This is a genomic window from Limnohabitans sp. JirII-29, from assembly GCF_003063395.1.
GTDB lineage: Bacteria > Pseudomonadota > Gammaproteobacteria > Burkholderiales > Burkholderiaceae_C > Limnohabitans.
Window position 1 is genome coordinate 81,244 of the sequence record NZ_NESB01000013.1, and the last position, 11,849, is coordinate 93,092.

Genomic DNA, 11,849 nt, shown 5'->3' on the forward strand with positions numbered 1-11,849 from the left:
AGCCAGGAGACAACCATGCCTACACGTTTGAACTTCCTCAAAACCTTCGTCGCCACAGCCTCAGTGTTCGCCCTGACGGCGCACGCCACCGAATTCCGCTCGTCAGACATCCACCCCGACGACTACCCCACCGTGCAAGCCGTGCGCCACATGGGTGAAGAGCTCAGCAAAGCCACCAACGGCAAGCACAGCATCAAGGTGTTTGCCAAATCTGCTTTGGGTCAAGAAAAAGACACCATCGAGCAAACCAAACTCGGCGCGTTGGCCATGACCCGCGTCAACGTGGCACCCATGAACAACATCTGTGCCGCCACCATGGTGCCCACCATGCCGTTCTTGTTCCGCTCCACCGAGCACATGCGCAAGGTGCTCGATGGCGCGATTGGGGATGAGATTTTGAAAGACTGCGAGCCTCAAGGTTTCGTCGGCTTGGCTTTCTACGACTCAGGCGCACGCTCCATCTACACCGTGAAAAAACCCATCAAAACTTTGGCCGATGCCAAGGGTTTGAAAGTGCGCGTGCAGCAAAGCGACTTGTGGGTGTCCTTGCTCGAAGCCATGGGTGCCAACGCCACACCGATGCCGTATGGCGAGGTCTACACCGCGCTCAAAACCGGTTTGGTCGACGCGGCTGAAAACAACTACCCCAGCTACGAGAGCTCACGCCACTTCGAAGTGGCCAAGTACTACAACAAGACCGAGCACTCCATGGCCCCGGAAATTCTGTTGTTCTCCAAAAAAGTGTGGGACACCTTGTCGGCCGACGAGCAAAAGCAAATCCGTGCCGCTGCCAAAGAGTCGGTGGTCTACATGCGCAAGCTGTGGGACGAACGTGAAACCAAATCCTTGGCCATTGTCAAAGCCGGTGGCGCTGAAATTGTGGATGTCGACAAAGCCAGCTTCCAGGCTGCGATGAAACCTGTGTACGACAAGTTCTTGAAAGATCCCAAGTTGCAAGACATGGTCAAGCGCATCAACGCCGTCAAGTAAATGACGACCTACACCCGTTTTTGTGCCGCCCTGGCGCGGCTGTGTTTGCAAGTGGGCGTGGCAGGTTTGATGCTGCTGATTGCCGCTGTGCTGTACCAGGTGATTGGGCGCTACGTGTTCAACGACACGCCCACCTGGGCCGAGAGTGGCGCGGTGTTGTTGGTGCTCTACGTGACCATGCTGGGCATGGCCGTGGGGGTGCGCGACGCGGGGCACATCGGGCTGGAGTCTTTGCTGGTACTGGTGCCTGAGGGCATTCGGCTCAAGATGGAACTCATGATCCACGCCTTGGTGTTGGTTTTTGGCGTGGTCATGGCCTACAACTGCGGCTTGCTGGCGCACAGCGTGTGGGATTACAAAATCCCTACCCTGGGCTTGTCAGAAGCTTTCAAATACGCGCCGCCTGCCATGGCGGGTGTGTTGATTGCATTGTTCTCTTTGGAGCACATCATCGCGCTGCTGCGCGGTAAAGAAGTGGAGCCCTCATGGCACTGACGATTCTGTGCGTGAGCTTCACGCTGCTGCTGTTGCTCGGCGTGCCCGTGGCTTTTTCGATTGGCTTGTCCTCGTTGGCCACTTTGCTGTACGAGGGCTTGCCCTTGGCGGTGGGCTTTCAGCAAATGATTTCGGGCATGAACCCGTTTTCATTCTTGGCCATTCCATTTTTCATTTTTGCGGGCGAGATCATGATGTACGGCGGCATTGCCGACAAGATCGTGGACTTTGCCAAGTCACTCGCAGGCCATGTGCGTGGTGGCCTGGGCATGAGCAATGTGTTGGCCTGCACCCTGTTTGGTGGCGTCAGTGGATCGCCAGTGGCCGACGTGTCGGCCATGGGCGCAGTGCTGATTCCGCAAATGAAAAAAGAGGGCTATGACGCCGACTACGCGGTCAACGTCACCACCCATGCGTCCTTGGTCGGAGCCTTGATGCCGACCAGCCACAACCTCATCATCTTCACCTTGGCTGCCAGCGGCAAGGTCAGCATTGCGGCGCTCATCTTGGCCGGCATCGTGCCGGCCATTGTGTTGACCATTTGCAACTTGGTGGCCGCCTATGCCGTGGCGGTGAAACGTGGTTACCCCGCAGGCACCTTCCCAGGTTGGGCGGTGGTGGGGCATTCGTTCTTGCAGTCGCTGCCGGGTTTGCTGGTGGTGGTCATCATCATTGCGGGCATTTTGTCGGGGGCGTTCACGGCCACCGAGTCGGCTTCGGTGGCGGTGGTCTGGGCCTTGTTTTTGGCGGCGGTGGTCTACAAGCGTCTCACGCGTGAGCAACTGCTCAAGGCCGCGGCCAAAGCTGTCAAAAGCACCGGCGCTGTGCTGCTGCTGATTGGCATCAGCTCGATGTTCGGTTACCTGATTGGCTTGTACGGCGTGGCCGAGTTGACGGGCAATATGTTGTCGGGTTTCAGCACCACACCGTGGGTCATCTTCTTGTGCGTGAACATCATCTTGTTTGTGCTGGGCACCTTCTTGGACATGGCCGCCACCATTTTGATTTGCACGCCCATCTTCTTGCCCATCTGCCAACAAATGGGCATGAGCACCGAGCAGTTTGGCATCGTCATGTTGATCAACTGCGCCTTGGGGCTCAACACCCCACCGGTGGGCACCACCCAGTTTGTGGGTTGCACCATTGGCGGCGTGTCGGTGGGCACAGTCATGAAAACCATTTGGCCGTTCTATGGCGGCCTCATAGCCGCATTGATGTTGGTCACCTATGTGCCCGCGTTCTCTATGTGGCTGCCCAACTTGATTTTGAAATAAGCCGCTATGACCACTGGCCCGCACATTCCTTTTCAAACCCAGTCGCGTTACCCAGACCCGAGCATTGAGGTGCTCGACCCACGCTTTTTGAAATTGCGTTTGTTCAGCAGCAGCGTGGAGCAACTTGCCAGCGGTCTGCGTTGGGCCGAAGGGCCGGTGTGGTTTGGTGACGGCCGCTATCTGCTGTTGTCGGACATTCCCAACAACCGCATCATGCGTTGGGACGACGCGTCGGGCCATGTGAGTGAGTTTCGCGCCCCGTCACACAACGCCAACGGTTTGGCCCGTGACCACTTGGGGCGCTTGCTCACCTGCGAGCACCAAACACGCCGCGTCACACGCACCGAATACAACGGCAGCGTCACCGTGTTGGCCGATCACTTTGACGGCAAGCGGCTCAACTCGCCCAACGACATCGTGTGCCAGCGCACCGGCGCGGTGTGGTTCACCGATCCGCCGTTTGGCATCGGCGGCGATTGGGAGGGCGATGCCGCCCCCGCAGAGCTGCCCCATGCGGTCTACCGCATCGACCCGCACAGCGGTGTCTTGCAACAGGTGTTGACCGATCTGCAAGGCCCCAACGGCCTGGCGTTTTCGCCCGATGAGTCGCTGTTGTATGTGGTGGAGAGCCGGGCCCAACCGCACCGCCAGGTGTGGGCCTATCGCGTTGGCAAAGACGGCGCACTGAGTGACAAACGCTTGGTCATCGACGCCCAAGGGCCGGGCGCACTCGACGGCATTGCGGTGGATGCCACGGGCCACATCTGGTGTGGCTGGGGCAGCGATGGCTCTTTGGGGGCCGATGCCGCTGCGCTTGATGGCGTGCGCGTCTTCACCCCCGATGGCACGGCGATCGGTCACATCCACTTGCCCGAGCGTTGCGCCAACCTGTGCTTTGGCGGTGCCAAATACAACCGCTTGTTCATGGCCAGCAGCCATTCGCTGTATGCGCTGTACACCAACACCCGTGGTGCCACGGACTGATATCCCTTCAGGAGTTGATATGACACACACACGCATGCTGCGTTGGCTCTTGGCCGCCGCTACCTTGGGCCTGGCTTGCACCGCCCACGCGTGGCCTGACAAACCCGTGACCTTGGTGGTGCCATTTCCGCCCGGTGGCTCCACCGATTTGATCGCCCGCACCTTGGCGCCCAAGCTGCAAGAAAAGTTTGGCGGCACCTTCATCGTTGACAACAAAGCCGGTGCCACCGGCACCATTGGCACAGGCTATGTGGCGCGCGCACCGGCTGACGGTCACACGTTGTTGGTGTCGTCGCTCGGGCCGTTTGTCATTGCCCCGCATTTGCTCAGCAAAGTGCCCTACGACGCGCTGAAAGACCTCGACCCCATCAGCGTGGCCGTGCAAGCGCCCAATGTGTTGGTGGTGCCCGCCAACTCGCCGCACAAAAGCATGGCGCAGGTGCTGGCCTTTGCCAAAGCCAACCCCGACAAGATGACGTTTGCCTCTTCGGGCAACGGCAGCAGCGACCACCTCACCGCCGAGTTGTTCTGGTTGCAAACCGGCACCACGGGCGTGCACGTGCCCTACAAAGGGGGCGGCCCGGTGATGACCGATTTGCTGGGCGGGCAAGTGGACGCCTCGTTCATGAACCTCAACACTGCCATGCCCCAAATCTTGGCGGGCAAGTTGCGTGCGCTGTCCATCACCAGTGCCAAGCGTTCGCCGTTGTTGCCTGCGGTGCCCACGCTGGAAGAGCTGGGCATCAAAGACGCCAATGTGTATTCGTGGCAAGCCATTGCAGGCCCACGTGGTTTGCCAGCGGACCTCAAAGCCAAGCTGCACGCCGCCATCTTGGCAGCCTTGAACGACCCGCAGGTCAAACCCAAATTGCTGGAGCTTGGCTTTGAAATTGTGGCCACCACGCCCGAGCAATTCAGCGCTTACCAAGCCGCTGAATTTGCCCGTTGGAAAAAACTCATCGAAACCCGCAACATCAAAGCGGACTGAATCAAAGCCCATGAATCAAAGCGCCTCACACCCATGACCCACACCACGCCCACCATCACCCAATTGCGCGTCATCCCCGTGGCCGGGCATGACAGCATGCTGCTCAACCTGTCGGGCGCGCACGGTGCGTTCTTCACCCGCAACCTGCTCATCCTCACCGACAGCGCGGGACGCACCGGCATTGGCGAAGTGCCCGGCGGCGAAAAAATTCGCGCCACCCTGGAAGACGCTGCTGAGCTGGTGGTCGGCCAAAGCCTGGGCCATGTGCAAGCCGTGCTCAACCGCATGCACGCCCGCTTCGCTGACCGCGACTCAGGCGGGCGCGGCCTGCAAACCTTTGACTTGCGCACCACCATCCATGCCGTCACCGCGGTGGAGTCGGCCTTGCTCGATTTGTTGGGCCAACACCTCAACGTGCCTGTGGCGGCCCTGTTGGGCGAAGGCCAGCAGCGAAGCTCGGTGGAGATGCTGGGGTATCTGTTTTTCATTGGCGACCGCAGCCGCACCGACTTGCCTTACCGCAACGAACAAGACTCAGACGATGCGTGGTGTCGCTTGCGCAACGAAGTGGCCATGACGCCCGAATCGGTGGTGCGCTTGGCCGAGGCGGCGCACGCCAAATATGGCTTCAACGACTTCAAGCTCAAAGGTGGTGTGCTGGCGGGCGAGGCCGAAATTGAGGCTGTGCGTGCCTTGCACGAACGCTTTCCACAGGCACGTGTCACGCTCGACCCCAACGGGGGCTGGCTGCTCAAAGACGCCGTGCGCTTGATGCGCGACCTGCACGGTGTGGTGGCCTATGCCGAAGACCCGTGCGGGGCCGAAGAGGGCTTCAGTGGGCGCGAGGTGATGGCCGAGTTTCGCCGCGCCACCGGCTTGCCCACCGCCACCAACATGGTGGCCACCGACTGGCGACAGCTGACCCATTCGCTCTCGCTGCAAAGCGTGGACATTCCGCTGGCCGACCCGCATTTTTGGACCATGGCCGGCTCGGTGCGTGTGGCCCAAACCTGCCGTGACTGGGGCTTGACCTGGGGCTCGCACTCCAACAACCACTTCGACGTGTCTTTGGCCATGTTCACCCATGTGGCGGCAGCGGCGCCGGGCAAGGTGACCGCCATCGACACCCACTGGATTTGGCAAGACGGCCAGGGCCTGACGCAAGAACCCCTGCAAATCATCGGCGGCCATGTGCAAGTGCCTACGCAGCCCGGCTTGGGCGTGCAGTTGGACATGGCCAAGGTCGAAGCCGCGCACCAGCTGTACTTGCAACACGGCTTGGGCGCACGCGACGATGCCATGGCCATGCAATACCTCATGCCTGGTTGGAAGTTTGACCACAAGCGGCCCTGCATGGTGCGCTGATTTTTAGAACCTCATTTTTAAAACACAAAGGACTTCACATGAAGATTGGATTCATCGGCCTGGGCATCATGGGCACGCCCATGGCGCAACACCTGCTCAATGCCCAGCACGACCTGTATGTGCGCACCCGCAGCCAAGTGCCTGCGGTGTTGAGCGCCGCCACCGTGTGTGCCACCAACGCCGACGTGGCGCGTGCCGCCGACATCATCTTTTTGATGTTGCCCGACACGCCCGATGTGCAGAGTGTGTTGTTTGGCTCAGAGGGTGTGAGCGAAGGCTTGACGGCCGGCAAGATCGTGGTGGACATGAGCTCTATCTCGCCCATGGACACCAAGCAGTTTGCACAACAGATCAATGCCTTGGGCTGCGAGTACTTGGATGCACCCGTCTCTGGCGGTGAAGTGGGCGCCAAAGCCGCCAGCCTGACCATCATGGTGGGCGGCGCACAAGCGACCTTTGACAAGGTCAAGCCCCTGTTCGAGTTGATGGGTAAAAACATCACCTTGGTGGGCGGCAACGGCGACGGCCAAACCACCAAGGTGGCCAACCAAATCATCGTGGCTTTGAACATCGCTGCCGTGGGCGAGGCCTTGCTGTTTGCCAGCAAAGCAGGGGCAGACCCCGCCAAAGTGCGTTCGGCCTTGATGGGTGGTTTTGCCGCCAGCCGAATTTTGGAAGTGCATGGCGAGCGCATGATCAAGCGCACCTTTGACCCGGGCTTTCGCATCGCCTTGCACCAGAAAGATTTGGGCCTGGCCCTCAACGGTGCCAAGACCATGGGCGTGTCGTTGCCGCAAACCGCGTCTGCCGCACAGCTCATGCAAGCGTGTGCAGCCAACGGCTGGGGGCAGATGGACCACTCGGCCTTGGTCAAGGCGCTGGAGTTGATGGCGGCCCATCAAGTCAGCCAGTAGCATCCCCGCATGCTTGCCCAAATTGCCGACATCACCCTGCCTATTTTTCTGATTGTGTTGGTCGGCTTTTTTTACAGCCGTGCGGCCCAACCCGACTTATCAGGTGTCAACAAACTGTTGGTCGACATTGCCTTGCCGGTGTTGATCTTTACTTCTTTGTCCACCAAAGATTTCAACCCGCATGCGGCCTTGGAATTTTCTGTGGCGGTGGTGTTGTTGGTCTTGCTCAGTGGGCTGCTCGCTTGGCCACTCAGCGGCTGGGCGGGCGTGTCGGCCCGGTCTTTTGTGCCCTGCGCCATGTTTGGCAACGTGGGCCCTATTGGCATTCCCTTGTTGGTGTTGGCCTATGGCCCCTCAGGCATGGCCCCTGCCGTGGTGGCCTTGGTGTTGTCCAACCTCTTGCATTTCACCGTGGGCGTGGGTGTCATGAGTGGCCGTGTGGATTGGCGCATGCTCTACGCCAACCCTTTGCTGTGGTCAACGGTGTTGGGCATTGCTTGCTCGCAAGCGCACATCAACGTGCCCGTGTGGTTGGCCACACCGCTGGGCATGATCGGTCAAGTCTTGGTGCCGATGATGTTGTTGGCCTTGGGCGCGCGTTTGTCGACCAGCCGCATCACCGACGTTCAGGTGGGCGTGCAAAGCGCGGTGTTGACCATGGGGGTGCGCACACTGGCCGCCTTTGTGGTGTTGGGGGGTGTGCCTTTGCAGGGCGTGGAGCGAGGTGCTTTGCTGCTGTTTGCAGCCTTGCCGCCTGCCGTCTTCAACTACATGCTGGCCGACCGCTTCAACCAGCAGCCCAACCAAGTGGCCTCGATGGTCATCGTGGCACACGTCACCAGTTTGGCGTTTTTGCCGCTTGGGATTTGGTTGGCTTTTCTTTGAAGATGGGTTGTCAGCGACAAGCCCACGTGCTGAAGCAGGTCTGAAAACCGTCAGTGCTTGTTGGGCAACTTGTTCAGCGTGGTTTCTAACCGTACCAATAGGTTGGTGATGCTTTGCTTTGAAAGTTCGCTTGGAAGACACGTGATTGACGCGAGTATTTGGCGGTCAGCTATTCATTGACGTCTGAGAAAAATGCAAGTCATGACTTACAAAATATACTTTATACGGGTAATATGTAAGCCATGACTGACAATATTAGACTTCCAGATGAATTGGGCCGCCAATTACAAGCCCGCCGTGAAGCGCTGGGCTTGAGCAAGTCAGTACTGGCCGAAAAGTCAGGCAAAGTGCGTGAAGTCATTTATCGGCTCGAGGCGGGACAAGAGTCCACCGTGTCCTCTCTCTTGGCGGTCATGGGGGCATTGGGGCTGGTGATGCGTGTCGAACGCGCAGGCCTGCCAACGGCCAGCGAAGTCGCCGCCAGATTCCGGGATGAGGACGACGATGCTCCCTGAAAAAATTCGCCTGCTGAACGTCTCGATTGGTGACACCGACAACGCGGGCCAGTTGATCCGAGCGTCCACCTACGAATTTCGCTATCTGCAGACCGACCCCCAACAACCCGCTGTGGCCTTGCTGATGCCACCCGCGCAGCAGCTCACATGGCAGGATGGCGACCTGTTTCCGCCGATGGACCAGAACCTGCCCGAAGGCGAATTGTTCATGAAGATTCGGGAACTCTTCCCGAAGCAGCCCATGACGCCCATGCACATGCTGGCGTTGGTGGGGCGTAATGGCATTGGACGGCTGGGCTACAGCTTGCCAAACCACTCACCCGCAGCCATGCCCCGAACGCTGAGCAAAAGCGAGTTACTGGAAACGGCCTACACCCCCGAGGTATTCAATGACCTGGTAGCCGCTTACTTGAGCACAGGCGCAGGCATTGCTGGCATGCAGCCCAAGATCATGGTGCCTGACCGGTCGACCGTGCCCATCCCCTCACTCATCGTCAAGGCCGCCAGCCCTGCATATCCAGGCTTGGCAGCCAACGAGTTCCTCTGTCTGACAGCCGCCCAAGAAGCGGGCATCGACACCCCTACGTTTGCGCTGTCTAACGATGGACAAATGCTGGTACTGGACCGCTTTGATTTGGTGGTGCATGACGATGGTCGCGTCGAGCGCCTGGGGTTTGAGGACATCGCGGCCCTGGCAGGGCTGCGGGTGCGCGACATCTTGTCTGACCGCAAATACCAAGGCAGCTACCAGCGCATCGCAGAGTTGTTGCGTCAGTTGCAATTGCCCAGCGACAACCTGCATCGGTTTTTTGAACAAGTGGCGTTTTCCATCATGGTGCGCAACGGTGACGCGCACCTGAAAAACTTTGGCCTGCTCTACCGTTCACCAGAACAGATTTGGTTGGCTCCCATGTTCGATGTGGTGACCACCAGCATCTACACCTACACCCAATACGCAGGAGGCCCCGAGCTGGAGGACCTAACCCTGGCACTCAAGCTGTTTGCAGGCAAGCACCACACCAAGGCCTATCCCACAAAAGAGGAACTGGAAAATTTTGGCCACCGCGTGTGCGGCGTCACCCAGCCAGCCCGCACCCTAGAGCGCATTGCCCAAGCCATGCACAGCACCATGGATAAAGCCAAAGGCGACCCGCGTGTGCCCAAGACACTGCAGACGCAGATGGCCCAGGCTTGGGAGGCGGGGTATGGGTATGCGAGATAGGCTAAGGGTGCGGTTGCATATTGTTTGGGAATGTCATGGGCTTCAGGCTGGAAGCGGTCATTGGAGGCCATTGCTTAGGATGGCCGGTCTCCTCCCGCTTCCAGTCGTCCCTGACTGGCTGGAATCGCTGCTTGCGCCTAAAGGCTGATCCGGCGCTACGTGCGTGAAACTACCGGATTCGTTCGCTAACCAAGTGCTGCCTTGCAGCGTCCCTCAAAGTCGGTCCTCCAAACCTTTAACTCCTCAATGTCCTGCCGGAGCTCCGCTTCATCGGGGATGAAGGCCGGAACCTCCATCGACTGGCTGTGCTCGTAGAAGGAGTACTTGGTCATCAGGCGGTCGATGGTCGCGTAATCGGACGGCTCTATTGCGCACAATACTTGTTAATCAATACGTCAAAATACTGTGTAAATAATCAGTAAGTTTTGCTTGAAACTTGGCGTGAACTTGGTGAAATGCTCTAGTGCGATATCATGGATAAACGCTCACCCGACTTTTTTAACTTACTCTCTAGCCCTCATAGAAATGCTTGGACTACTCCTTATTGCTTACATCTGTGCAAGTTTAGGGGCAACCTTGCACGTCGATAACATTTCCGTTATAAAATGACTAGCCTTGTGGTGACAAAGGAGATCGAAGATGAAATTGATCTTCTCGATGCAACTCAGCCCGATCTCGTGGATGCTGCAGAGCTATTGCTGGAAAGTTTGTATGAAAACTTGGATCTGCTGCAACGCTTACATGTGCCAAGCACGCATCCGTTGCACACGCCAGTTTTTGAGGTGAAGCAATTTGCTGAAGCTCTCGAACTTGGCTACAACATCTACATTCTCAAATTCCAGAATCTCAACGGCTATCTGACTGATCATCGAATCTTGCTAGGTTTCAATGCACAAAGAGACATCTACTATGCACTCGCCATCACTGACCGAGACTACTCCTACGATACAAGTCACGCATCCTTCGGGAGTCTTGTTACTCGATACGAGCAATATCGAATTCCAAAAGTCGCTTGACCTCGGCTCTGCTCAGACTGGGCGAGCAATGGTGCGCGCCACGCTATTTGTTCACGACAAATGGGTCGAAATCGATCAACTATCAAGTGACCCTGCTATCTTGAATGGTGGGACAGAGGCGGGTGAGTATTTTGCGCGCCGTCAGCGTGATCCTGAGCGTGCAGCTCGCATGGCTAAAGCCCGCCAAAAGCTTGGTCAAGCTTTGGACGCTACTTATGGAGAGCGTGTTGGATTGGCAGGGTTACGTTTTAAAGCAGGTCTTTCGCAAGTAGAACTTGCTAAACGAATGAACACTCAACAACCAAGCGTTGCACGCTGGGAGCGTTCCCCTGAAACGATGCGATACGAGTCCATTGAGTCATTGGCTAATGCACTTGGCGTTGATCCAATAAAAGTCTTTGCTGCAATCAAGGCACAACGGCAACCTAAGACAACTGTTGAAACCCATGAACTCGCTTGAAAATTTCAACTTAACTTGCATTTATTGCGACGATATTCGCGATGAGGTGAGTGGGAAGACCAGTATTGTTGGATGGTATCCAGTTGAACCGATTCAACTGAAAGCTGAGGAACCCCTACTGCTGCCGACGCTGTGTGTGTTGGGCCTTTTATCGACACCACTTGATCTGAAATTTTCAGAAATAAAAGTGGAGTTACTTCAGAATAAGAACATTGTTCAGAACGTCACAGTTCCTGAGCAGTCCCTTGACCAAGTAACGAGTGACTTGGGGGGATCCAATCTTGGGCGGCAAATGAGAGTGGCGTTCAAGATCGTTAACCTTCAAGTGTCAGAGCCAACTTTGTTACGAATGCGCGTCACCATCGATGGCCAGGCTCTAGAAAGCAATCCGCTAAGCTTTGTGCGCTAACTGTCGCGCAAAGAGACGACCGGTAAATTTCAAAGAATGCACGGTTAATTTTCACTTTACTCAGGTGCTACGCAAACGTTGTCGTTTGGTACAGTTCTAAGCGACTCCGCTTGGCGGGGTCGCGAAGTTGTTAGTTGAACGTCATACGCCAATGACCGGCTAGGGTCGAGAGTGTGAATTCACCGTTTCGAGCAGCGGACTTTCAGTGAGCGTCCAGTTATCCCATATTGAAGTTAAATCTATTTGGCCAGACGATGGTGTCCACTTAAATTTGGTGGACACCTATGCATCCCAAAACTCTCATTCGCCGCACTCACTCACTTGAATTCAAG

At 57.2% G+C, this 11,849-nt stretch carries 13 protein-coding genes; all 13 read left to right on the forward strand.

The genetic code is table 11. The features are described from left to right. Positions 1-15 precede the first annotated feature (15 nt). The 13 genes from B9Z39_RS16135 to B9Z39_RS16195 all read left to right on the forward strand — a co-directional run bounded on the left by B9Z39_RS16135 (position 16) and on the right by B9Z39_RS16195 (position 11,517). Complete coding sequence (locus B9Z39_RS16135) at positions 16-990, forward strand: TRAP transporter substrate-binding protein (RefSeq protein ID WP_108302586.1); 975 nt, start codon at positions 16-18, stop codon at positions 988-990. Then, a complete protein-coding gene (locus B9Z39_RS16140) occupies positions 991-1,485 on the forward strand; it encodes a TRAP transporter small permease (RefSeq protein ID WP_108302588.1) in 495 nt (164 codons plus the stop codon). After that, a complete protein-coding gene (locus B9Z39_RS16145) occupies positions 1,476-2,759 on the forward strand; it encodes a TRAP transporter large permease (protein ID WP_108302590.1) in 1,284 nt (427 codons plus the stop codon). The genes B9Z39_RS16140 and B9Z39_RS16145 overlap by 10 nt, the downstream gene beginning before the upstream one ends. A gap of 6 nt (positions 2,760-2,765) precedes the next feature. Next, entirely contained in the window at positions 2,766-3,743 is a 978-nt protein-coding gene (locus tag B9Z39_RS16150) for an SMP-30/gluconolactonase/LRE family protein (protein ID WP_108302592.1), read from the forward strand. 19 nt (positions 3,744-3,762) lie between these two features. After that, complete coding sequence (locus B9Z39_RS16155) at positions 3,763-4,731, forward strand: Bug family tripartite tricarboxylate transporter substrate binding protein (RefSeq protein WP_369908147.1); 969 nt, start codon at positions 3,763-3,765, stop codon at positions 4,729-4,731. 33 nt (positions 4,732-4,764) lie between these two features. After that, on the forward strand, positions 4,765-6,096 hold the full coding sequence (gene gudD, locus B9Z39_RS16160) for a glucarate dehydratase (protein ID WP_108302594.1): 1,332 nt from the start codon (positions 4,765-4,767) through the stop codon (positions 6,094-6,096). A gap of 38 nt (positions 6,097-6,134) precedes the next feature. Next, complete coding sequence (locus tag B9Z39_RS16165; protein WP_108302596.1) at positions 6,135-7,010, forward strand: 2-hydroxy-3-oxopropionate reductase; 876 nt, start codon at positions 6,135-6,137, stop codon at positions 7,008-7,010. A 9-nt stretch (positions 7,011-7,019) separates the two neighbouring features. After that, positions 7,020-7,895 (forward strand): AEC family transporter, encoded by an 876-nt coding sequence (locus B9Z39_RS16170; protein ID WP_108302598.1) that lies wholly within the window; start codon positions 7,020-7,022, stop codon positions 7,893-7,895. A gap of 242 nt (positions 7,896-8,137) precedes the next feature. Further along, positions 8,138-8,410 (forward strand): helix-turn-helix domain-containing protein, encoded by a 273-nt coding sequence (locus B9Z39_RS16175; RefSeq protein WP_108302600.1) that lies wholly within the window; start codon positions 8,138-8,140, stop codon positions 8,408-8,410. Further along, positions 8,400-9,632 (forward strand): type II toxin-antitoxin system HipA family toxin, encoded by a 1,233-nt coding sequence (locus tag B9Z39_RS16180; protein WP_100147650.1) that lies wholly within the window; start codon positions 8,400-8,402, stop codon positions 9,630-9,632. Before B9Z39_RS16175 ends, B9Z39_RS16180 begins: the two co-directional genes overlap by 11 nt. A 605-nt stretch (positions 9,633-10,237) precedes the next feature. Beyond that, positions 10,238-10,648: a hypothetical protein gene (locus B9Z39_RS17030; RefSeq protein ID WP_158236184.1), complete on the forward strand. Its 411-nt coding sequence runs from the start codon at positions 10,238-10,240 to the stop codon at positions 10,646-10,648. After that, positions 10,605-11,108 carry a helix-turn-helix domain-containing protein gene (locus B9Z39_RS16190; RefSeq protein ID WP_158236185.1) on the forward strand — a complete coding sequence of 168 codons (504 nt, stop codon included), beginning with the start codon at positions 10,605-10,607 and terminating at the stop codon, positions 11,106-11,108. The genes B9Z39_RS17030 and B9Z39_RS16190 overlap by 44 nt, the downstream gene beginning before the upstream one ends. After that, positions 11,095-11,517 carry a hypothetical protein gene (locus B9Z39_RS16195; protein WP_108302602.1) on the forward strand — a complete coding sequence of 141 codons (423 nt, stop codon included), beginning with the start codon at positions 11,095-11,097 and terminating at the stop codon, positions 11,515-11,517. The genes B9Z39_RS16190 and B9Z39_RS16195 overlap by 14 nt, the downstream gene beginning before the upstream one ends. The last annotated feature ends 332 nt before the right edge of the window (positions 11,518-11,849 follow it).

Excerpts from the sequence above, each read along its gene's own strand:
- B9Z39_RS16170 (WP_108302598.1), top strand. The coding sequence starts at position 7,020 with ATGCTTGCCCAAATTGCCGACATCACCCTGCCTATTTTTCTGATTGTG.
- B9Z39_RS17030 (WP_158236184.1), top strand. The coding sequence starts at position 10,238 with ATGACTAGCCTTGTGGTGACAAAGGAGATCGAAGATGAAATTGATCTT.
- B9Z39_RS16195 (WP_108302602.1), top strand. The coding sequence starts at position 11,095 with ATGAACTCGCTTGAAAATTTCAACTTAACTTGCATTTATTGCGACGAT.
- B9Z39_RS16150 (WP_108302592.1), top strand. The coding sequence starts at position 2,766 with ATGACCACTGGCCCGCACATTCCTTTTCAAACCCAGTCGCGTTACCCA.
- B9Z39_RS16180 (WP_100147650.1), top strand. The coding sequence starts at position 8,400 with ATGCTCCCTGAAAAAATTCGCCTGCTGAACGTCTCGATTGGTGACACC.
- B9Z39_RS16135 (WP_108302586.1), top strand. The coding sequence starts at position 16 with ATGCCTACACGTTTGAACTTCCTCAAAACCTTCGTCGCCACAGCCTCA.
- B9Z39_RS16140 (WP_108302588.1), top strand. The coding sequence starts at position 991 with ATGACGACCTACACCCGTTTTTGTGCCGCCCTGGCGCGGCTGTGTTTG.
- B9Z39_RS16175 (WP_108302600.1), top strand. The coding sequence starts at position 8,138 with ATGACTGACAATATTAGACTTCCAGATGAATTGGGCCGCCAATTACAA.
- B9Z39_RS16145 (WP_108302590.1), top strand. The coding sequence starts at position 1,476 with ATGGCACTGACGATTCTGTGCGTGAGCTTCACGCTGCTGCTGTTGCTC.
- gudD (WP_108302594.1), top strand. The coding sequence starts at position 4,765 with ATGACCCACACCACGCCCACCATCACCCAATTGCGCGTCATCCCCGTG.
- B9Z39_RS16165 (WP_108302596.1), top strand. The coding sequence starts at position 6,135 with ATGAAGATTGGATTCATCGGCCTGGGCATCATGGGCACGCCCATGGCG.
- B9Z39_RS16155 (WP_369908147.1), top strand. The coding sequence starts at position 3,763 with ATGACACACACACGCATGCTGCGTTGGCTCTTGGCCGCCGCTACCTTG.